Annotated in this window: 18 protein-coding genes and 1 tRNA gene; 16 read left to right on the top strand and 3 right to left on the bottom strand. The window is 65.8% G+C overall.

Going from position 1 to position 20,225, the window contains the following annotated elements; translation table 11 throughout:
• Window position 1: 1 nt before the first annotated feature.
• From pilO to V6Z91_RS10235, 6 genes are all read left to right on the top strand, one after another.
• On the top strand, window positions 2-670 hold the full coding sequence (pilO, locus tag V6Z91_RS10210; RefSeq protein ID WP_338769985.1) for a type 4a pilus biogenesis protein PilO: 669 nt from the start codon (window positions 2-4) through the stop codon (window positions 668-670).
• Window positions 667-1,212 carry a pilus assembly protein PilP gene (locus tag V6Z91_RS10215; protein ID WP_338769987.1) on the top strand — a complete coding sequence of 182 codons (546 nt, stop codon included), beginning with the start codon at window positions 667-669 and terminating at the stop codon, window positions 1,210-1,212. The genes pilO and V6Z91_RS10215 overlap by 4 nt, the downstream gene beginning before the upstream one ends.
• Window positions 1,213-1,217: 5 nt before the next feature.
• On the top strand, window positions 1,218-3,356 hold the full coding sequence (gene pilQ, locus V6Z91_RS10220) for a type IV pilus secretin PilQ (protein WP_338771790.1): 2,139 nt from the start codon (window positions 1,218-1,220) through the stop codon (window positions 3,354-3,356).
• Window positions 3,357-3,498: 142 nt separating this feature from the next.
• Window positions 3,499-5,118 carry a bifunctional shikimate kinase/3-dehydroquinate synthase AroKB gene (gene aroKB, locus V6Z91_RS10225; RefSeq protein ID WP_338771792.1) on the top strand — a complete coding sequence of 540 codons (1,620 nt, stop codon included), beginning with the start codon at window positions 3,499-3,501 and terminating at the stop codon, window positions 5,116-5,118.
• A 2-nt stretch (window positions 5,119-5,120) separates the two neighbouring features.
• Window positions 5,121-6,251: a deoxyguanosinetriphosphate triphosphohydrolase gene (locus V6Z91_RS10230; protein WP_338769990.1), complete on the top strand. Its 1,131-nt coding sequence runs from the start codon at window positions 5,121-5,123 to the stop codon at window positions 6,249-6,251.
• A gap of 80 nt (window positions 6,252-6,331) precedes the next feature.
• A complete protein-coding gene (locus V6Z91_RS10235) occupies window positions 6,332-6,613 on the top strand; it encodes a hypothetical protein (RefSeq protein WP_338769993.1) in 282 nt (93 codons plus the stop codon).
• Window positions 6,614-6,846: 233 nt separating this feature from the next.
• Here the strand turns inward: V6Z91_RS10235 and mutY are convergent, their stop codons facing one another.
• The 3 genes from mutY to mutM are packed head-to-tail and all read right to left on the bottom strand — an operon-like array spanning window position 6,847 to window position 10,739.
• Window positions 6,847-7,968 carry an A/G-specific adenine glycosylase gene (mutY, locus tag V6Z91_RS10240; RefSeq protein WP_338769996.1) on the bottom strand — a complete coding sequence of 374 codons (1,122 nt, stop codon included), beginning with the start codon at window positions 7,966-7,968 and terminating at the stop codon, window positions 6,847-6,849.
• Between the two features lie 13 nt (window positions 7,969-7,981).
• Complete coding sequence (locus tag V6Z91_RS10245) at window positions 7,982-9,901, bottom strand: dynamin family protein (RefSeq protein WP_338769999.1); 1,920 nt, start codon at window positions 9,899-9,901, stop codon at window positions 7,982-7,984.
• A 4-nt stretch (window positions 9,902-9,905) separates the two neighbouring features.
• On the bottom strand, window positions 9,906-10,739 hold the full coding sequence (mutM, locus tag V6Z91_RS10250) for a bifunctional DNA-formamidopyrimidine glycosylase/DNA-(apurinic or apyrimidinic site) lyase (protein ID WP_338770001.1): 834 nt from the start codon (window positions 10,737-10,739) through the stop codon (window positions 9,906-9,908).
• A gap of 113 nt (window positions 10,740-10,852) precedes the next feature.
• Here mutM and V6Z91_RS10255 point away from each other — a divergent pair, with 113 nt between their 5' ends.
• The 10 genes from V6Z91_RS10255 to V6Z91_RS10300 all read left to right on the top strand — a co-directional run bounded on the left by V6Z91_RS10255 (window position 10,853) and on the right by V6Z91_RS10300 (window position 20,204).
• Entirely contained in the window at window positions 10,853-12,664 is a 1,812-nt protein-coding gene (locus tag V6Z91_RS10255) for a tetratricopeptide repeat protein (protein ID WP_338770004.1), read from the top strand.
• Between the two features lie 137 nt (window positions 12,665-12,801).
• Complete coding sequence (locus V6Z91_RS10260; protein ID WP_338770006.1) at window positions 12,802-13,413, top strand: outer membrane lipoprotein LolB; 612 nt, start codon at window positions 12,802-12,804, stop codon at window positions 13,411-13,413.
• A complete protein-coding gene (ispE, locus tag V6Z91_RS10265; protein ID WP_338770009.1) occupies window positions 13,410-14,297 on the top strand; it encodes a 4-(cytidine 5'-diphospho)-2-C-methyl-D-erythritol kinase in 888 nt (295 codons plus the stop codon). The genes V6Z91_RS10260 and ispE overlap by 4 nt, the downstream gene beginning before the upstream one ends.
• Window positions 14,298-14,393: 96 nt before the next feature.
• Window positions 14,394-14,470, top strand: a tRNA-Gln gene (locus V6Z91_RS10270).
• A 139-nt stretch (window positions 14,471-14,609) separates the two neighbouring features.
• Window positions 14,610-15,560 carry a ribose-phosphate pyrophosphokinase gene (locus V6Z91_RS10275; protein WP_338770011.1) on the top strand — a complete coding sequence of 317 codons (951 nt, stop codon included), beginning with the start codon at window positions 14,610-14,612 and terminating at the stop codon, window positions 15,558-15,560.
• Between the two features lie 167 nt (window positions 15,561-15,727).
• Entirely contained in the window at window positions 15,728-16,324 is a 597-nt protein-coding gene (locus tag V6Z91_RS10280; RefSeq protein WP_338770014.1) for a 50S ribosomal protein L25/general stress protein Ctc, read from the top strand.
• Window positions 16,325-16,570: 246 nt separating this feature from the next.
• Window positions 16,571-17,143 carry an aminoacyl-tRNA hydrolase gene (pth, locus tag V6Z91_RS10285; RefSeq protein ID WP_338770018.1) on the top strand — a complete coding sequence of 191 codons (573 nt, stop codon included), beginning with the start codon at window positions 16,571-16,573 and terminating at the stop codon, window positions 17,141-17,143.
• A gap of 370 nt (window positions 17,144-17,513) precedes the next feature.
• Window positions 17,514-18,215, top strand: coding sequence for an ABC transporter ATP-binding protein (locus tag V6Z91_RS10290; protein ID WP_338770021.1), 702 nt, complete (start codon window positions 17,514-17,516; stop codon window positions 18,213-18,215).
• Window positions 18,212-19,450 carry an FtsX-like permease family protein gene (locus V6Z91_RS10295; protein ID WP_338770023.1) on the top strand — a complete coding sequence of 413 codons (1,239 nt, stop codon included), beginning with the start codon at window positions 18,212-18,214 and terminating at the stop codon, window positions 19,448-19,450. The genes V6Z91_RS10290 and V6Z91_RS10295 overlap by 4 nt, the downstream gene beginning before the upstream one ends.
• Window positions 19,443-20,204 (top strand): outer membrane lipoprotein-sorting protein, encoded by a 762-nt coding sequence (locus tag V6Z91_RS10300; RefSeq protein WP_338770026.1) that lies wholly within the window; start codon window positions 19,443-19,445, stop codon window positions 20,202-20,204. Before V6Z91_RS10295 ends, V6Z91_RS10300 begins: the two co-directional genes overlap by 8 nt.
• Window positions 20,205-20,225: the final 21 nt, after the last annotated feature.

Here is a 20,225-nt window from a genome sequence, read left to right on the forward strand (position 1 = left end):
CATGGCGACCGACATCGACATCCGGAAGCTGGCCGGCTCGCTCGGCGCGCAATTCCACGGCCTGAACGGCCTGCACCCCGGCCAATGGCCGCTGGCGCCGCGCATCCTGTGCGGCATCGGCGTGGCACTGGCCATGCTGGTGCTGGGTTACTTCGGCTACTGGAGCGGCCAGTTCGAGGAGCAGGAGGCGCTGGCCGCGCAGGAGCAGCAGTTGCGCGACCAGTACCGCCTGAAGACGGCGCAGGCGATCAACCTCGACGCGCTGACGGCGCAGAAGGCCCAGGTGGACCGCTACGTGGTGCTGCTGGAAAAGCAGCTGCCCAGCAAGGCGGAGATGGCGGCGCTACTGTCGGACATCAACCAGGCCGGGGTGGGCCGCGGCCTGCAGTTCGAGCTGTTCAAGCCGGGCCAGGTGCTGGTCAAGGATTACTACGCCGAGCTGCCGATCGACATCAAGGTAACCGGCAACTACCACGACCTGGGCGCCTTCGCCGGCGACATGGCGAACCTGCCGCGCATCGTGACACTGAACAATATGGAACTGGTGACGAACAAGGATGGCGCGCTGACGCTGAACGCGGTGGCCAAGACTTTCCGTTACCTCGACCAGGACGAGGTGGCCGCGCAGAAGAAGGCGGCGGCCGAGAAGAAGAGGGGCGCGAAGAAATGAAGACGCCGATCGTTTCCGCGCCGCTGCTGGCCGCGTTCCTCGCCATGGCATTGACCGCCTGCGGCGACCGCGACGAACAGGAAGTGCGCCAGTGGATGAAGGAAGTGGACGCCACCACGCGCGTCTCCGTCAAGCCTCTGCCCGAGCCGAAGACGTTCGTGCCGTTCGCCTATGCGTCGGCCGGCGCGGCCGACCCGTTCAATCCGAACAAGCTGCTGACGGGGCGCGACATCGCACGCCCCGGCGGCGGCAAGGCGCCGGACACGAGCCGGCGCAAGGAATTCCTCGAGGGCTTCCCCCTCGATACGATGCGCATGGTGGGGATGCTGAAGAAGGGGCGCACCGTGTTCGCTCTGCTGCAGATCGACCGCGCCGTGTACCAGGTGCAGGCCGGGCAGCACCTGGGCCAGAACTACGGCCTGGTCACCTCGGTGACGGAGGCTTCCGTCAACGTGAAGGAAACGGTACAGGATGCGAGCGGCGAATGGGTCGAGCGCATCGCCACGCTGGAATTGCAGGAAAGCAAGGAGAACACCCGATGATCGCGATGGATACCGTGCGCCGACTGGGCGCCGCGCTGGCGCTGGCACTGACCACCGCCTGCGCCAGCGCGCTGGCCCAGGCCGGCAATGCGATCGAATCCGTGACGGCCAGCCGGCAGGGCGCCAACGTGATCGTGAAGATCGCGCTGGAGCAGGCACCCAGCGCCGTGCCCGTGGGCTTCGCTACCACGAACCCGCCGCGTATCGCGCTCGATTTCGCCAATACCGGCAATGCCACCGGCAAGACGGCGCAGGAGCTCGAAGTGGGCGACCTGCGCAGCGTGAACGCGGTGCAGGCGGGCGAGCGCTCGCGGCTCGTTTTCAACCTGAAGCGCGCACTCAACTATGCCACGGCCGTCGATGGCAAGAACGTGATCCTGACGATCGGGGGTTCAGGCGGCGCCGCCACGGCGCTCGATGCGCGCGGCATGCCGATGACTGCGGCCGCGAAGGCGGCGGCCGCGGCGCCGGTCGCCAAGGCACCGGCCAGGCCGATGCTGCGCGCCGTCGATTTCCGTCGCGGCACGGGTGGCGAAGGCCGCATCGTCGTCGACCTGCCGGACAACGGCGTGGCGGTCGACGTGAAGCAGGGCTTGACGGGCGTGACCGTCGACTTCCTGAAGGCGGCCCTGCCGGAAACGCTGCGGCGCCGGCTGGACGTGACCGATTTCGGCACGCCGGTCACCCGCGTGACCACGGCGCCCCAGGGGGAGAACGTGCGGCTGCAGGTGGAAGCGGCCGGCCTTTGGGAACACAACGTGTACCAGAGCGCCACCCAGCTGGTGGTGGAAGTCAGGCCGATCAAGGAAGATCCGAACAAGCTGGTGCAGGGCACCCAGGGCTACCGGGGCGAGAAGGTGTCGTTCAACTTCCAGAACATCGAGGTGCGCGCCGCGCTGCAGGCGGTGGCCGACATCTCCGGCCTGAACGTCGTCTCGTCCGACAGCGTGACGGGCAGCCTCACGCTGCACCTGAAGGAAGTGCCGTGGGACCAGGCACTGGACGTGATCCTGCAAGCGAAGGGCCTGGACATGCGCAAGAACGGCAACGTGATCTGGATCGCGCCGAAGGAGGAATTGCTGACCAAGGAGAAGCTGGAGCTGGAGCAGCGCGCCCAGATCGCCGACCTGGAACCGCTCAAGTCCGAGATCTTCCAGCTCAATTACCAGAAGGCCGAATCGTTCAAGATGGTGTTCGGCCTGGATGGCGCGGCCGACGCGAAGAACCGTATCCTGTCGCGCCGCGGCAGCGCGGTCATCGAGCCGCGCACCAACCAGCTGTTCGTGACGGATATCCCGTCGCGCCTGGAGGAAGTGCGCAAGCTGATCGCCAAGACCGATATCGCCACCAAGCAGGTGCTGATCGAGGCGCGCATCGTCGAGGCGAACGACGGCTTCACGCGCAACCTGGGCGCCAAGCTGGGCTTCGCCGACTTCAAGGGCACGGCCGGCGGCAACCATGCCCTCGTTTCCGGCAACATGACCGGTGCCGGCCGGCTGACGGGGCAGGTGGGATCGACTTCCACGGGGGACGACTTCGGCAACACCCAGTTCATCAACCTGCCGGCCGCGCCGATCAACGGCGTGGCGGCGGGCAGCCTGGCCGTGAGCCTGTTCAACTCGGCCGCCAACCGCTTCCTGAACCTGGAACTGTCGGCGCTGGAGGCGGACGGCACGGGCAAGATCATTTCCAGCCCGCGCGTGGTCACGGCCGACAAGTCGGTGGCCACCATCGAACAGGGCCTAGAATTGCCATACCAGGTGGCGACCAGCAGCGGCGCCACGTCCATCGTGTTCCGCAAGGCGAACCTGCGCCTGGAAGTGACCCCGCAAATCACGCCGGACGGCAACGTGGTCATCGACGTGGACGTCAACAAGGACAGCGTGGGCGCCGAAACCCGCGCCGGCTTCGCGATCGATACCAAGCACGTGAAGACGCAGGTAATGGTGGAAAACGGCGGCACCGTGGTGCTGGGCGGCATCTACCAGCAAACCGAACGCAACACGGTCTCGAAAGTGCCGCTGCTGGGCGACGTGCCGGTGCTCGGCCACCTGTTCAAGAGCACCAGCCGCACCAACGAAAAGACCGAACTGCTGGTCTTCATCACCCCGAAGATCGTCGCCGACCGGGTCTCCGCACGCTGATGCCGTTGAGCACCGGTGGGAAAACCGGTGCCTGTCACCGGTGTTTCCCAGCCGCGCGGCGGCGAGTCTTGCCACTCGGATTACAATGGTACGAAATGTACTTATCTGATCCGCGATGCAAAATGTATTTTTGGTAGGACTGATGGGGGCGGGCAAGACGACGATCGGCCGCCTGCTCGCCCGCAAGCTGGGCATGCGCTTCGTCGATTCCGACCACGAGATCGAGGAGCGCACGGGCGCCACGATTCCATGGATCTTCGAGATCGAGGGCGAAGCCAGCTTCCGGCGCCGCGAGGCCGAGGTGATCCGCGATCTGTGCGGCCAGGAAGGCATCGTGCTGGCCACCGGCGGCGGCGCCATCCTCAATCCCGAATCGCGCGCGCTGCTCCAGGAACGCGGCACCGTCATCTACCTGCGCGCCGGCATCAGCAGCATTCTCGCCCGCACCGGCCACGACAAGAACCGGCCGCTGCTGCAGACGGCCGACCCGCGCAAGAAGCTCGAGGAATTGCTGGCCCAGCGCGAGCCGCTGTACCTGGAGATGGCGCGCCTCGTCGTCGACACCGGCCGACCTAACGTACAATCGATGGTCCAGATCATCATCAACCAGCTGGACGCCCTGGCTTGCCAGGACGCCCCGAACTGTACGACGCAGGCACAACCGACCATGAACGAACAGACCAATATCCTCCTGAACGTGGACCTCGGCGAGCGCAGCTACCCGATCTCGATCGGCCCGGCCGTGCTCGACGATGCCGGCATGCTGGCGCGCCACGTCGGCGGTCGCAAGGTGGCCATCGTCACCAACAGCACCGTCGCGCCGCTGTACCTGGAGCGCCTGTCGGCGCCGCTGGCGGCCGCCGGCAAGGAAGTCATTTCCGTGGTGCTGGAAGACGGCGAGGAACACAAGAACTGGGCCAGCCTGATGCAGATCTTCGATGCGCTGCTGGCCAACAAGTGCGACCGCAAGACCACGCTGATCGCGCTGGGCGGCGGCGTGATCGGCGACCTGACGGGGTTTGCCGCCGCATCCTACATGCGCGGCGTCGATTTCATCCAGGTGCCCACCACCTTGCTGTCGCAAGTCGACTCCTCGGTGGGCGGCAAGACCGGCATCAACCATCCGCTGGGCAAGAACATGATCGGCGCCTTCTACCAGCCGAAGGTGGTGCTGGCCGATACCTCCACGCTGGAGACGCTGCCGCAGCGCGAGCTGGCCGCCGGCCTGGCCGAGGTGATCAAGTACGGCCCGATCATCGATGAAGCGTTCTTCGACTGGACCGAAGCGAACATCGGCAAGCTGGTCGCGCGCGACCGCGCCGCGCTGGCCTACGCGATCGCCCGCTCCTGCGAGATCAAGGCCGACGTGGTGCGCCAGGACGAGCGCGAAGGCGGCCTGCGCGCCATCCTGAACTTCGGCCACACGTTCGGCCACGCGATCGAGGCCGGCATGGGCTACGGCGCCTGGCTGCACGGCGAAGCGGTCGGCTGCGGCATGGTGATGGCGGCGGACCTGTCGCAGCGCCTCGGCTACATCGACACCGCCACCGTGGAGCGCATCCGCAACGTGGTCGCCGCCGCCGGCCTGCCGGTCAAGGCGCCCGACCTGGGCACCGAGCGCTGGCTCGAACTGATGGAAGTCGACAAGAAGAACGAGGGCGGCGCCATCAAGTTCATCCTGATCAAGCCGCTGGGCACGGCCATCGTGACGACGGCGCCGCACGAGGCGCTGCTGGCCACCCTGGCCGCTTGCGTGGAGTAAGCATGGAAGAAGCGCTTGCTCCCTATGCCGCACACTCGGACAAGGGGCGCGGGCGCCGCTATGCCGAGACGGCGCATGCGTCGCGCAGCCAGTTCCAGCGCGACCGCGACCGCATCATCCACTCGACCGCGTTCCGCCGGCTCGAATACAAGACCCAGGTGTTCCTGAACCACGAGGGCGACCTGTTCCGCACGCGCCTGACGCACAGCCTGGAAGTGGCCCAGGTGGGCCGCTCGCTGGCGCGCAACCTGCGCCTGAACGAAGACCTGGTGGAAGCGATCGCGCTGGCGCACGACCTGGGCCACACGCCCTTCGGCCACGTGGGGCAGGACGTGCTGAACGAATGCATGAAGGACCACGGCGGCTTCGAGCACAACCTGCAAAGCCTGCGCGTGGTCGACCACCTGGAGGAGCAGTACGGCGCCTTCGACGGCCTGAACCTGATGTTCGAGACGCGCGAAGGCATCCTCAAGCACTGTTCCGTCACCAATGCCCGCCAGCTGGGCGAGGTGGCGCAGCGCTTCCTCGACAAGACGCAGCCTTCGCTGGAAGCCCAGCTGACGAACCTCGCCGACGAGATCGCCTACAACAGCCACGACATCGACGACGGCCTGCGCTCCGGCCTGATCACGATCCCGCAACTGGAGCAGGTCGATTTCTTCGGCCGGCTGTGGCGCGAGGTGCAGGACAAGTACCCGGGCCTGACGGGCCGGCGCGCCATCTATGAAACCTTGCGCCGCCTGATCACGGCGCTGGCCGACGACCTGATCGTCACCTCGCTCGAACGCATCGCCGACGCGCACCCGCAAAGCATCGACGACGTGCGCGCCGCGCCTCCCCTGATCCGCTTTTCGGACCCGATGCGCAAGGATGCCACCGAACTGAAGCGCTTCCTGCGCGAGAACCTGTACCGCCACTACAAGGTAAACCGCATGCGCTTGAAGGCCAGCCGCATGGTGCGCGAACTGTACGACGCGTTCACGGCCGACCCGCAACTGCTGCCGCCGGATTACCGCGAGCCTTCGGGCGATGCGACGAAGCAGGCGCGGCGCATTGCCGACTACATTGCCGGCATGACGGACCGGTATGCGATCCATGTGCACCGGAAACTGTATTCCTTGGAGGAACTCTGACAGAGATCGGGCTCATGCGCCGATTCGCTTGACCTTTCGGCCCGGATGGACAACGCTGAGAGACGCACACGGAGACGATCATGAACGAGGAAACTGTCATGGAAGAAAGTTCCAGCGCTTCTTACTGCGGCAGCGCCAACGGCACCGAACGCCGCTTCGCTGCGGTCGAGCGCGAGGTGGCGGTAATCGGGTCGAACTACGCCACGAAGGAAGATCTCGTCAAGCTGGAATCGCGCGTGCAGGATCGCCTGTCGCGCATCGAAAATACCATGTCGCTCATCGAGAACCGTTTGATCCGCTGGTATTTCGGCACGTCGGTCGCCCTCGTCGCACTGGTGTTCTCGATCGGCAAGCTCATGTGATATCGCGTGGCCCCGCCGGTGGCGCCGCCGCCGCGCGCCATCAGCGCATCGTCGCCGTTGGGACATCCATGCTCGGCAAGCTCATGTAATGTCGCGCAGCCCCGCCGGTGGCGCCGTCGCCTTAAACCATCAGCATCTTCGACGTCGGAACATCCTTGCTCCGCAAGCTCGTGTGATATCGCGCAACTCCGCCGGTGCCGCCGTCGCGGTGCACCATCGGCACATCCTCCCCGTCAGAACAGCCTTGCCTGCGCGCTTGTTCCCGGCATGTCTCCTCCCAGCAATTCCACCAGCAGTTTCTTCACCGGCGCCGGCAGCGCCGCGTCCGCGATCTTCTCCCTGTCCAGCCACACGTAGCGGCCGTCCGCCGCCAGCGGCGCGCGCTGCGCCAGGGTCACGAGTACCGGAACGATCTGCAGGCGGTAATGCGTGAACACGTGTGTGACCCTGTTCAGGCGTTCCTGCGATTCGGGCACGCCGAACGGCAGCAGGGCAGCCGCCACCATATCGCCATCCACCTGCGGATGGTCTTCATCGTCCATCGCCACATGCCCGTTCACCTCCGGCAGCGACAGCAACCCGCCCCAGATGCCCGCGCCGGGGCGCTGCTCCAGCAGCACTTGCCCGCCGTGCGCCACCAGCAGCATGGTGGCGTGCTTTTCCGGCGTGGCCTTCTTCGGCTTGCGCACCGGCAGTTCCTTCGTGCGGCCGGTCGCGTAAGCCACGCAGCGCGCCTGCATGGGGCAGCGCGCGCAATCCGGGCTGCTGCGCGTGCACAGCGTGGCCCCCATGTCCATCAGGCCCTGCGTGTACGACTCGATGCCCTGGGCGGGCAGCAGGGCCTCGGCGCGGCGCCACATCGCTTCCTCGGTCCTGCGCTCGCCCGGATACGTGTCGATGCCGAACACGCGGGCGAACACGCGCTTGACGTTGCCGTCCATGATCGCGGCTCGCGCGCCGCCGGAAAAGGCGGCGATCGCCGCGGCCGTCGAGCGCCCGATGCCGGGCAGCTCGGCCAGCAGTGCCGGGTCGCTGGGGAACACGCCGCCATATTCGGCGACCACGTGCTGTGCGCACTTGTGCAGATTGCGCGCCCGCGTGTAATAACCGAGGCCGCTCCATTGCGCCATCACGTCCTCGACGGGGGCCCCGGCCAGGTCGTGCACCGTGGGAAAACGCTCCAGGAAGCGCGCGTAATAGCCGAGCACTGCCGCCACCTGGGTCTGCTGCAACATGATTTCGGAAAGCCAGATGCGGTAGGCATCGCGGGTGTTTTGCCACGGCAGCGTGTGGCGGCCGTGCTGCTGCTGCCACGCGATCAGCGCGGCGGAAAAAGTAGGGTCTTCGTACTGCACAATGCGCTTTCTGTCATGCGGTTGCGGCCGGGTCCGTATCGATCGCGGCGGCGATGGCGCCGGCCAGCGCGGCCAGGGTTTCCTTGCGCCGTTCGAGCTCCGCCTGCATGCGCTCGAAGGCGGCGATCTTGTGTTCCAGCGTGTCGGCCGCGTCGTGGATGCGCTGGATCGATGCCTGCCGCCCCTTCAGCTGTTCGCGGTGCTGGCGGATCTGCGCCTCCAGCGGCGCCATGATCACCTTCAGCCAGCCCTCGCATTCCGCGTTGGCCGCCTTGAAGCAGCGCTTGATCTGCGAGGCAATGGTATCGAAGAAGCGCTCCATCAGCACGGTCCGGGTGGTGGTCAGCAGCGCGGTGGCGCCGAACTGCTTCTGGTAGATGGCTTCGATATCCGATATCTGGGCGCGGTACTTGGCCAGCGTGAAAAGCGGCGGCGCGGCCAGTGCCACGCCGTGTTCGGCGGCGAACTGGCGGTACACGGCATCCATCATGGCGCGGATCTCGGCGGCCTTGCGGTCCGACTCCTCCAGTTCCGCCTGCACGCTGTCGAAGAACACGCGCACGGCTTCGCGCAGCCCGGCGGACCAGTGGCTGCGCGCCATCGATTCGCGCACCGTCACCACGTGATCGCGCAGCACGTCCATGCCCAGCGTGCCGTACAGCTCCGTCGACAGCCGGGTGAACGCGGTACGCGCCGCCTGCATGCGGAACAGGCTGGCGTCGAATTCCTTCTTCTCGGCTTCCACGCGGCGGGCCATGTGGGCGATCACGTTCTGGTTCTTGCCGCGCAGGCTGTTCAGCTCGTGCAACTGCTCGGCGATGCCGCGCTGCCTGGCCGCCAGCATGGCGCCCTGCGCGCCGTTCAGGGCGCCGAGGTCCTCGGCCAGGCGGCGCCGCACGATATCCATCTTGGCGGGAATCAGCTCGTCGAACAGCGCCTGTTCCAGGCGCGCGATGCGGCTGCGTTCGGCCAGCGCCGCATCGCCGGTGATCTTGGCCACCAGCGCCTTGTGGGCGGACACCGGAAACACCTGCCGCGCATCCACGGCCAGCAGCTGCGCCGCATGCGCGCACTGGCGGGCGATCTCGTCGTCCACTTCGGTTTCGGCGCGCAGCGGGTCCCACATGCCGTCGATCTTGTTCAGCACCACCATGCGCCCGGCGCCCGCGCCGATGTGCTCGCGCCAGACTTCGATATCGCTTTTCGTGACGCCGGTGTCCGCGGCCAGGATGAACAGCACCGCCTGCGCGCTCGGGATCAGGTTCAGCGTCAGCTCCGGCTCGGTGCCGATCGCGTTCAGGCCGGGCGTATCCAGGATCACGAGGCCCTGCTTCAGCAGCGGGTGGGGGAAATTGATGATCGCATGGCGCCAGCGCGAGATTTCCACCATGCCCTCGTCGGTCACCGTGGCGGCCAGGTTCGGATCGGCCGGATCGTACAGCCCGTAGCGGCGCGCCTCCTCCACCGGCACGGCGCGCGTCTGGCTTACCTGGCGGAAGGCCTCGTGCATGTCCGCTGCCACGTCCACGTTCAGAGGCAGCACGGTCCAGGCGCGCGGGTCATCGCGGTAGTCGCTGGTGGACAGGTTGGCGGCCCGCGTTTCGATCGGCAGCAGCCGGATCGACGGCGGCAGGGCCGGGTCGTACAGCAGCTCGGTGGGGCACATGGTCGTACGGCCCGCCGCCGACGGCAGGATGCGCTGGCCGTAGTCGGCAAAGAAGATCGCGTTGATCAGCTCGGATTTGCCGCGCGAGAACTCGGCCACGAAGGCAACCGACAGCTTGTCGCTGGCCAGCCGCGCCAGCGTGCGTTCGATGCGCTGGGCCGTGGCGCCGTCCAGCAATTCGGCCGCCTGGGCGCCGTCGCGGTAGGCGCGCAGCGCCGCGGCCACGCCCTGGCGCCAGGCACTGTACTGTTCGAGGTCGCGCTTCATGGCTTCACTTTTGACAATTCACACAGTAGAAGGTGGAACGCTGCCCCTGCTTGATCTGCCGGATGGGCGCCCCGCACACGCGGCACGGCAGGCCGGCGCGGTCGTACACGAAATACGATTGCTGGAAGTAGCCCGACTGCCCGTTCACGGCAATGAAGTCGCGCAGCGTGCTGCCGCCCTGCACGATGGCCTCGGCCAGCACGTCGCGGATCGCCTGCGCCAGCTTGTCGTAGCGCGCGCGGCCGATGCGGCCGGCCGGCGTCTTGGGATTGATCCCGGCGCGGAACAGGCTTTCGGAACAATAGATATTGCCCACGCCGACCACGATATCGCCCGCCAATAGCGCCGCCTTCACGGCCACGCTGCGCCCGCGCGTCTTCCGGTACAGCAGTTCGCCCGTGAATTCCGGGCCGAGCGGTTCCACGCCCAGGCCGCGCAGCAGCATGTGCGAATCGAGCTCGCCTTCCTCCTTCGGGTGCCACAGCACGGCGCCGAAGCGGCGCGGGTCGGTCATGCGCAAGACCTGCTGCCCTTGCGGGCCTTCCACCACGATATCGATGTGATCGTGCTTCTGTGCCGGCACCCCGGGCGGCAGCACGCGCAGGTGCCCGCTCATGCCCAGGTGGATGATCAGCGTGCCATGGTCGAATTCCACCAGCAGGTACTTGCCGCGCCGGCCCGTGGCCGCCACCGTGCGGTCGGCCAGGATCTGCGGCAGGGCGGCAGGGAAGGGCCAGCGCAGGCCGGCGCGGCGCAGCACGACATCGCGCACGGCGCGGCCTTCGAGATGGGGCGCGACACCGCGCCGGGTGACTTCGACTTCCGGTAATTCTGGCATAGGGTGCGAATGGGGTGATGCTGATTGAGTGATGCTCCGTTACACCTGCGCTTCGGACGGCGACCTGCGCAGGCCATGGCTTGGGCGTAGAATCAGGGTTTGACCCAACCTGGATGCACGCCTTGAAATACGCACTCGCCATTGTAACCCTCTCGGCCCTGCTGTCCGCGTGCGCTGTTGCGCCACCAAAACAGGGGGAGGGTGATACGGCTGCGCCGTTCGCAGCGCCCTCCACCGATGCGGAAGCGGCCGGCGAGCCCGGTGCCGACGCCATCGCGGCCACCTTGCAGCACGAGGAAAAGCTGCCCGCCGTCGAACTGACGAGCGACCTGTTCTACAAGATCACGAAGGCCGAGCTGGATTTCAAGCGCGGCCAGTGGCAAAGCGCCTACGTGTCGATGATGGTGCTGGCGCAGCAGACGCGCGACCCGCGCCTGGCGCGCCGGTCGGCCGAGATGGCCCTGGCGGCCAAGCAGGGCAACGAGGCGCTGGCGGCGATCCGCCTGTGGCGCGAGCTGGCGCCCGATTCCGACGAGGCGGTGCAGTACTTCCTGGGCTTTTCCGTGCTGGGCGACGACCTGACCGAGTCCGAGCAGGTGTTTGCCCAGCGCCTGAACGGCGCGCCGGCCGAGGCGCGCGGCCTGGTGATGTTCCAGATGCAGCAGTACCTGCTGCGGGCGAAGGACAAGGCCGCGGCGTTCGCGCTGATGGAGCGGGTGCTCAAACCCTATAACACCATGATGGAAAGCCACTTGGTGCTGGCGCAGGCGGCCTACGCGGCCGACAACCGCGACCGCGCGCTGGCCGAGGCGCGCCGTGCGCTGGAACTGAAACCCGATTCCGAGCTGGCCGTGCTCACCCTGGCACAGGTGCTGGGCGATGGCGACGCGGCCAGCCAGCTGTTCGCCGGCTTCCTGAAGAAGAACCCCGGCGCGCGCGAAGTGCGTTCCGCGTATGCGCGCCTGTCGGTCGAGCAGAAGCGCTACGACGTGGCGCGCGCCCAGTTCGAACAGATGCTCAAGGATGAGCCGGACAATCCCGGCACCCTGTACGCGCTGGGCATCATGTCGATCCAGGCCGGCGACCAGAACGGCGCGGAAACCTACCTGCGCCGCTTCGTGGCCGTTCTGGGCGAGTCCGACGACCCCGAGCGCGACCCGTCGAAAGGCTTGATGCTGCTGGCCCAGATCGCCGAGGAGCGGGGCGATTTCGACGGCGCGCTGGCCTGGCTGGACAAGGTGAGCGCCGACGAGCCGCGGTTGTACATGACCTCGCGCCTGAAGCGCGCCCACCTGGTGGCGAAGAAGGGCGACCTGGAACGGGCGCGTACGATGCTGCACGAGATCGCCGCCGTCGACCCCGCCGAACAGGCCGAGGTGGTACAGACCGAAGGCCAGCTGCTGCGCGACGCCGGCCGCGGTGCCGAAGCCTACACGCTGCTGGCCGATGCCGTGCAACGCTTCCCGGACAGCCCCGACCTGCTGTACGACTTCGCGCTGGCCGCGGAAAAGCAGAACAAGCCGGAGGAAATGGAGGCGGCGCTGCGCAAGGTGATGGCGGCGGTGCCGGACAATCACCACGCCTACAATGCGCTCGGCTACTCGCTGGCCGAGCGCGGCGTGCGCCTCGACGAAGCCTATGCGTTGATCGACAAGGCGCTGAAGATGGCGCCGAATGATCCGTACATCATGGATTCGATGGGTTGGGTACAGTTCCGCCTGGGGCGCCTCGACGAAGCGGAAGCGACGCTTCGCAAGGCCTATGGGCTACGTAACGATGCCGAGATCGCCGTGCACCTGGGCGAGGTGCTGTGGCAGCGCGGCAAGCGCGACGAGGCCTTGACGCTGTGGCGCGAAGCGCGCGCCAAGGACCCGAAAAGCGACGTGCTGCGCGATACGCTGGCACGCCTGAACGCCAGTCTGTAAGGTTCGTATCGGCCTAAAGCTCGTATCGACCTGCAAGGCTCGTATAAACCTGCAAGGCTCGTATAAACCTGCAAGGCTCGTATAAACCTGCAAGGCTCGTCTATCAATCCATAAGGCTCGTATCATCCAAGGCTCGCATGACCGTAAAAAACCTGATCGCCACGCTCGTGGCCACCGCGTGTGCCGCGCTGCTGGCCGGCTGCGCCACCACTTCCCCGACGCCGGGCTCCACCGCCACCGTCGCGCCCTATGCCGACACGGCGGAATTCGCCGGCCGCCTGTCCGTCAACTACCTGCGCTCCGGCAAGCAGGAATCAATCTCCGGCAAGTTCACCTGGCGCCAGCTCGCCGGGCGTACCGACGTGGCGCTGATCTCGCCGCTGGGCCAGACGATCGCCACGATCGCCGTCACGCCGGGCGAAGCCACGCTGAAGGAGGGCACGAACCCGCCGCGCAGCGCGGCCGATGTCGACACGCTGTCCGCGCAGGTGCTGGGCTGGCCGCTGCCCGTGTCCGGCCTGCGCGACTGGCTGCAGGGTTATGCCGTGGGGGCTGATGGCAAGCGTTTCGCCGCCAGCCCGGCGCAGCCGAAAGTGACCACGCGCGATGGCTGGGCGCTGGAATTCGTGGCGTGGCAGGACGGCGTCACGCCGCCGAAGCCGCGCCGCATCAACGCCAGCCGCGGTCCCGGCGGCGATATCGAGAACATCGACCTGCGCATCGCGATCGACGAGGCGGCCGCGCAATGAACAGCCTGATGAACTGCCCGGCGCCCGCGAAGCTGAACCTGTTCCTGCACGTGACGGGGCGGCGCCCCGATGGCTACCACCTGCTGCAGACGGCCTTCGTGCTGGTCGACCGCTGCGATACGCTGGACTTCACGCTGCGCGCCGACGAGCGCATCGTCCGCGTGACGGACGTGCCCGGCGTGCCGGAAGAGCAGGACCTCGTCATCCGCGCCGCCCGCCTGCTCCAGCAGGAAGTGGCGCGCCGCCAGGGCACGCTGCCGCCGGGCGTGGACATCGCCCTGCACAAGGTGCTGCCCATGGGCGGCGGGCTGGGCGGCGGCTCGTCCGATGCGGCCACCACGCTCATCGCCTTGAACCGCCTGTGGCATGCCGGGCTGTCGAAGCAGGAGCTGATGGACCTGGGCCTGCCGCTGGGCGCGGACATCCCGTTCTTCATCTTCGGCGAGACCGCCTTCGCCGAAGGCGTGGGCGAGGCGCTGCAAGCCGTGGACGCGCCCGATTGCTGGTACGTCGTCATCGAACCGGGCGTGCGGGTGCCGACTGCGCACATTTTTACATCGGAACATTTGACAAGGAACACAGCCGCAGTCATAATCTCGGACTTTTCCAGGCACTACGCGGTTCAGAGCAGTGAATTGCGGCAGTTCGGGAAAAACGATTTGCAACAAGTGGCCACCCGCTTGTTCCCGCCGGTAGCACAGGCGGTCGAATGGCTGGGGGCTTACGGCGATGCCAGGATGACTGGCTCCGGTGCATGCGTGTTCTGCGCGTTTCACAGCGAAGAACAAGCCGATGCGGTACTGGCCGAGTTGAACCGGCAAGTACCAGCCACCTGGAAGGGGTGGAAAGCAAAGGCGCTGCGCAAGCACCCGCTGGCGGCGTAATCCACGCTGAAAGTTGCGAAGCGTAAAAAGATTTGGCGTTACGTCGTTTTGCTAGTATAATGCTCGCCATCTGACGGAACGCAGTCAGTCAAGTGTAGGGGAATCGCCAAGCTGGTTAAGGCACCGGATTTTGATTCCGGCATACCAAGGTTCGAATCCTTGTTCCCCTGCCACCAATTCCTCGGGTCTGTCGATGCGGGAAGCTCCAGACCGAAGAAAAAGAAAACGCCCCTGCTCAGCCGGGGCGTTTTTATTCCGACACCGGATTTTCCGGTGGTATTTCAAGTCAAAGCTTACCTTCCTGGGACTCCCATGGCTTACGAAAACCTGATGGTTTTTACCGGCAACGCTAATCCTGCGTTGGCAGAAGGGGTCGCGAAAAATCTCGGCATCCCCCTCGGCAAAGCGGTCGTTTCGAAATTCTCGGACGGCGAAGTAATGGTCGAAATCAACGAGAACGTCCGCGGTAAAGACGTCTTCGTGCTGCAATCGACCTGCGCGCCGACCAACGACAACCTGATGGAACTGATCCTGATGGTCGATGCCCTGAAACGCGCATCCGCCGGCCGCATCACTGCCGCCATCCCTTACTTCGGCTATGCCCGCCAAGACCGCCGCCCGCGTTCCGCGCGCGTCGCCATCTCGGCCAAAGTCGTTGCCAACATGCTGGAAGAAGCCGGCGTCGAGCGCGTCCTGATCATGGACCTGCACGCCGACCAGATCCAGGGCTTCTTCGATATCCCGGTCGACAACATCTACGCTTCTCCGATCCTGCTGGGCGACCTGCAGAAGAAGGATCACCAGGACCTGCTGGTGGTGTCCCCGGACGTGGGCGGCGTGGTGCGCGCCCGCGCGCTGGCCAAGCGCCTGAACTGCGACCTGGCGATCATCGACAAGCGCCGTCCCAAAGCCAACGTTTCCGAAGTGATGAACATCATCGGCGACGTGGAAGGCCGCAACTGCGTGATCATGGATGACATGGTCGACACCGCCGGCACGCTGGTGAAAGCCGCCGAAGTGCTGAAGGAACGCGGCGCCAAGAAAGTCATCGCGTATTGCACGCACCCGGTGCTGTCCGGCCCGGCGATCGACCGCATCACGAATTCGTCGCTGGACGAACTGGTGGTGACGGACACGATTCCCCTGTCCGAAGCGGCCAAGGCATGCGGCAAGATCCGTCAACTGACCTGCGCCCCGCTGCTGGCCGAGACGTTCAAGCGCATCATCAAGGGCGATTCCGTGATCTCCCTGTTCGTCGACTGATTTTCGGCGAACGACAGCATTCCAGGCGGCGCGGCTGATTTCTCGGCCGCGCCGCCAAAGTTTTATCCGGCGCCGCGCAATTGCGAAGCCGGTTTCTCGGAGCTTCCTGGTCGCGGGAAGCTTCATAACAACGGGGTGAACAATCCCGGCTCTTTTTGGAGTATCAAATGAAAGTTGTTGCATTCAAACGCGAACTGCAGGGCACGGGTGCGAGCCGCCGCCTGCGTAATTCCGGCCAGACCCCTGGCATCATCTACGGCGGCACCGAAGCCCCGGTGACGATCGCCCTGGACCACAACGCGCTGTACCACGCGCTGAAGAAAGAAGCTTTCCACGGTTCCGTGCTGGACCTGGAAATCGACGGCAAAGTACAGAAAGTGCTGCTGCGCGACTTCCAGATGCACGCATACAAGCAACTGGTGCTGCACGCTGACTTCCAGCGCGTCGATGCAAACCAGCCGGTGCACGTGAAAGTGGCCCTGCACTTCGAAAACGCCGAAGTCTCCCCGGCAGTGAAATTGCACGGCGCAACGATCAGCCACGTGGCCAATGAAATCGAAGTGTCCTGCCTGCCGGCCAACCTGCCGGAGTTCATCGCCGTCGACCTGACGAACATGGACGTGGGTACCACCCTGCACGCTTCGGACCTGAAGCTGCCGGAAGGCGTGACCATCGTCACCCACGGTGCCGACATCACGGTCGCTACCGCCTCGGTACCGGCCGGCCAGGTGTCCGCCGAAGCCGCTGCCGAAGAGAAGAAGTAATCTTCGCTTCGCGATGAAAAACCCGCCTCGGCGGGTTTTTTTTCGCCAATATTTCCCGAAAAATGGGGACGTACCCCATTTTTTGAGCAATATTTCCCGGAAAATGGGGTACGTCCCCATTTTTTGAGCAATATTTCCTGAAAAACGGGGTACGTCCCCATTTTCTGGGAAACGTTTCGCGTCGTCACTCCTTTCGTTTCGCCGGCTTCTCCGCGATAATCCGCCTTTTCCTTTCCCATCCGCGCCATGACCATCCGCCTGATCGTCGGCCTCGGCAATCCCGGCCCCGACTACGAGCAAACCCGCCACAATGCCGGCTTCTGGCTGGTGGACCATCTCGCCACCGGCCCGCTGCAGCGCGAGAGCCGCTTCAATGCGCTGGCGCAGAAGACGTCCATCGGCGGCAACGAGGTGTGGCTGCTGGAGCCGCAGACGTATATGAACCGCTCCGGCCAGTCGGTCGGCGGCCTGGCGCGCTTCTTCAAGATCAATCCCGATGAAATCCTCGTCGTGCACGACGAGCTCGACCTGCTGCCCGGCGTGGCCAAGCTGAAGAAGGGGGGCTCGTCCGGCGGACACAACGGGCTGAAGGACATTACCGCCGCGCTCGGTACGCAGGACTACTGGCGCCTGCGCATCGGCATCGGCCATCCGCGCACGCTGAACCTCACGCAGAACGTGGCCGACTTCGTGCTGCATCGGCCGCGCCGCGAGGAACAACTGCTGATCGACGAAGCCATCCGCAAGAGCCTGGCCGTGATCCCGCTCGCGGTGGCCGGCAGGATGCCGCAGGCCATGATGGAATTGCACAGCGCCTGAGCGAGCCCAGCTTGGCAAAAAAAACATAAGGTTATTACCTGTACACATTTGCCACAAAATGGGTACACACCAGCGATGGATTGCGCGGCGCAGCATGGCTAACATGCCTTCACTCGAACGGGAGGCGTCCATGAATTTCCATCCATCGCGCCCCATGCCGTGCCAGCCGCACGGCGCCTGCCTCCCTCCAGCCCCGGCCCCGGCCTGCCCGCGCGAGCAGACCGATTCACGTCCAGGGCGATAAGTCAGTACCGCCGGCCAGCGCCGGCAGCAAACCCCGAAACCGCATCCCGCCACGGCGCGATGCCACCAGTCCGGCGATGCCGCATCGCCGCGGGGACCGTTTTGCCTGAACTTCAAGGAGCTTCCTTTGAACATCGTTGAACTCACCCACGTCGAAAAGGCGTACGGCAAGGACCAGGGCCGGGTTGTTGCACTGCACAAACTCAGCCTGCACGTGCAACCCGGCGAATTTGCCTGCGTCTGGGGCGCCTCGGGCAGCGGCAAGTCCACGCTGCTCAACATCATCGGCCTGCTGGACCGTGCCGACATCGGCGCCGTGCATATCGACGGCACCGACTGCGCGATTCTCGACGATGGCGAGGCCGCGCAATTTCGCAACGCCACGATCGGCTTCGTGTTCCAGGGCTTCAACCTGGTGCCGGTGCTGAGCGCACTGGAGAACGTGATGCTGCCGTTGCAGATCGCCGGCATCCCGGCCGCGGAAGGCAAGGCGCGCGCACTGCGCATGCTGGCCGACGTGGGCCTGGAACAGCAGGCCCACAAGCGGCCCGACGAGATGAGCGGCGGCCAGCGCCAGCGCGTGGCGATCGCCCGGGCCCTCGTCAACGAACCGAAGCTGGTGCTGGCCGACGAGCCCACCGCCAACCTCGACTCCGTCACGTCCGAATCCGTGATCGGCCTGATGCGCAAGCTGAACCGCGAGAAGGGCGTCACCTTCGTGTTCTCTACGCACGACGCGCGGCTGCTCGGCTATGCCAGCCGGCGCCTGGAATTGTCCGATGGCCGCATCGCCACGGACACCCGCAACGCCAACGAAAGGGCCGCATGATGGACATGATCACCCGCTTCAAGCTCGCCGCCCGCAACGCGGCCCGCAACCGCCGGCGCAGCGTGGCCACCCTGGCTTCGGTCGTCATCGGCTTTGTCGCGCTGTCGTTGTTCGAGGGCTATTTCGTCTCCGTGTACAGCTCGCTGGAGGACGAAGTCATCGTCGGCGAACGCCTCGGCCACCTCACCATCGCCAAACCGGGCCTGTTCGACAAGGGCGCACAGGACCCGCGCCGCTACGCCTTCACGGAAAGCGAACTGGCCAAGGCCACGGCCAAGCTGAAGGCAATCCCGGGCGTGAAGCTGGTCAGCCCGCGCATCGCGATGTCGGGCCTGGTCAGCAACGGTGATACCTCGCGCATCTATATCGGCGAAGGCATGCGCGCCGAGGACATGCTCGTGCTGCGCGGTGAAAAATACGCCGACCAGCCGGGCAAGCTCGATCCGCAGAAGCCGCAGGGCGCCGTGTTCGGCAAGCGGCTGGCCGAATCGCTGGGCTTGAAACCGGGCGGTGACGCCACGCTGCTGGGCGCCACGCTGGACGGCATGGTCAACGCCGTGGGCATCCAGGTGCTCGAAGCATCGGCAACGGGCAGCCTGGGCACCGACGACAAGTTCGTGCTGACCTCGCTCGACACGGCGCGCCGCCTGATGGCCTACGACGGCGCCGAGCGCATCGTGCTGCTGCTGGAGCAGGGCACCGACCTGGCCGCCACCACCGACGCCGTGACGGCCGCGCTGGCCGGCGAGGGCATCCAGGTCGAGGTGCGCGACTGGCGCACGCTGTCGGTCTACTACAACCAGGTGAAGAACCTGTTCGACATGATGTACCTGTTCATCAGCATCGTCGTCGCCATCGTCGTGCTGGCCAGCGTGTTCAACACGATGGGCATGACGATCACCGAGCGCACCCGCGAGATCGGCACACTGCGCGCGCTGGGCATGCAGGTGCGCACGCTGGATGGCTTGTTCGTGCTGGAAGGCATGCTGATCGTGGCGATCGGCTGCGCCGCCGGCATGGCCGTCACGCTGGCCCTGGGCGCCCTGATCAACGGCGCCGGCATCACCTACATGCCGCCGGACGCTGCCGCCGAAGTACCGCTGGTCGTCAAGCTGGTGGCCGGCAACCTGGTTGGATCCCTGTTTACGCTGGTGGTGCTGGCCGCGGTGGCCTCGTACCTGCCGGCACGGCGCGCTTCGCGCCGCAACATCGTAGGAGCACTGTCCCATGTCTAAAGTCAAGCACCTGGTGCGGCTGTTGCTGGCAGCCGCCGTTACCCTGGAAGCGCATGCCGGTACCGAAGGCGTGCCCGATCCCAACAAGCTGCTCGAACAGAGCGACATGGCGCGCGGCGGCGGCCTGAAGGGCGTGCAACTGTCCAGCAGCGTCACCGAGATCCGCGACGGCCAGGCCGGCTCGGAACTGAAGCTGCAGATCCAGGCCGCCGCCACCGACAGCCTGATCAGCTTCACGGAACCGCCCCGCGTGCGCGGCAACCGCATGCTGATGCAGGGCCGGAACATGTGGTTCGCCTCGCCGGACGTGCGCAAGCCCGTCGCCATCTCGCCGCGCCAGCGCATGCTGGGCGAAGCGTCGAACGGCGACATCGCCACCACCAACTACAGCCGCGACTACGATGCGGCGCTGGTGGGCGAGGGCACCGTCGACGGCCGGCCGGTGTGGGTGCTGGACCTGAAGGCGAAGTCGAGCTCCGTGGCCTACGACCGCATCCGCTACTTCGTCGACAAGGAAAGCGCGCTCGGCATCAAGGCCGAATACTTCGCCGTGTCCGGCAACGTGCTGAAGACGGCGCGCATCGAGTACGACAACCACGTGCGCCACAACGGCCAGACCGTGCGCTTCGTCAGCAAGATGGAAATCGCCGACGCGCTCGAACCTTCCCGGCGTACCGTCCTCAAATACTGGGACGTGAAAGTGAACGACGTTTCATCGTCCACGCTCAGCCTGGCAAACCTGACGCGCAATTGACGACTGCACGCATTCAGGCTT

Source organism: Massilia sp. METH4 (assembly GCF_037094685.1).
GTDB lineage: Bacteria > Pseudomonadota > Gammaproteobacteria > Burkholderiales > Burkholderiaceae_D > Rugamonas.

Coding starts and splice junctions, on each gene's coding strand:
- V6Z91_RS10215 (WP_338769987.1), top strand. CDS start 667: ATGAAGACGCCGATCGTTTCCGCGCCGCTGCTGGCCGCGTTCCTCGCC.
- V6Z91_RS10300 (WP_338770026.1), top strand. CDS start 19,443: ATGTCTAAAGTCAAGCACCTGGTGCGGCTGTTGCTGGCAGCCGCCGTT.
- V6Z91_RS10255 (WP_338770004.1), top strand. CDS start 10,853: ATGCACGCCTTGAAATACGCACTCGCCATTGTAACCCTCTCGGCCCTG.
- aroKB (WP_338771792.1), top strand. CDS start 3,499: ATGGGGGCGGGCAAGACGACGATCGGCCGCCTGCTCGCCCGCAAGCTG.
- ispE (WP_338770009.1), top strand. CDS start 13,410: ATGAACAGCCTGATGAACTGCCCGGCGCCCGCGAAGCTGAACCTGTTC.
- V6Z91_RS10295 (WP_338770023.1), top strand. CDS start 18,212: ATGATGGACATGATCACCCGCTTCAAGCTCGCCGCCCGCAACGCGGCC.
- V6Z91_RS10230 (WP_338769990.1), top strand. CDS start 5,121: ATGGAAGAAGCGCTTGCTCCCTATGCCGCACACTCGGACAAGGGGCGC.
- V6Z91_RS10280 (WP_338770014.1), top strand. CDS start 15,728: ATGAAAGTTGTTGCATTCAAACGCGAACTGCAGGGCACGGGTGCGAGC.
- pilO (WP_338769985.1), top strand. CDS start 2: ATGGCGACCGACATCGACATCCGGAAGCTGGCCGGCTCGCTCGGCGCG.
- V6Z91_RS10245 (WP_338769999.1), bottom strand. CDS start 9,901: ATGAAGCGCGACCTCGAACAGTACAGTGCCTGGCGCCAGGGCGTGGCC.
- V6Z91_RS10260 (WP_338770006.1), top strand. CDS start 12,802: ATGACCGTAAAAAACCTGATCGCCACGCTCGTGGCCACCGCGTGTGCC.
- mutM (WP_338770001.1), bottom strand. CDS start 10,739: ATGCCAGAATTACCGGAAGTCGAAGTCACCCGGCGCGGTGTCGCGCCC.
- V6Z91_RS10235 (WP_338769993.1), top strand. CDS start 6,332: ATGAACGAGGAAACTGTCATGGAAGAAAGTTCCAGCGCTTCTTACTGC.
- V6Z91_RS10275 (WP_338770011.1), top strand. CDS start 14,610: ATGGCTTACGAAAACCTGATGGTTTTTACCGGCAACGCTAATCCTGCG.
- pth (WP_338770018.1), top strand. CDS start 16,571: ATGACCATCCGCCTGATCGTCGGCCTCGGCAATCCCGGCCCCGACTAC.
- pilQ (WP_338771790.1), top strand. CDS start 1,218: ATGGATACCGTGCGCCGACTGGGCGCCGCGCTGGCGCTGGCACTGACC.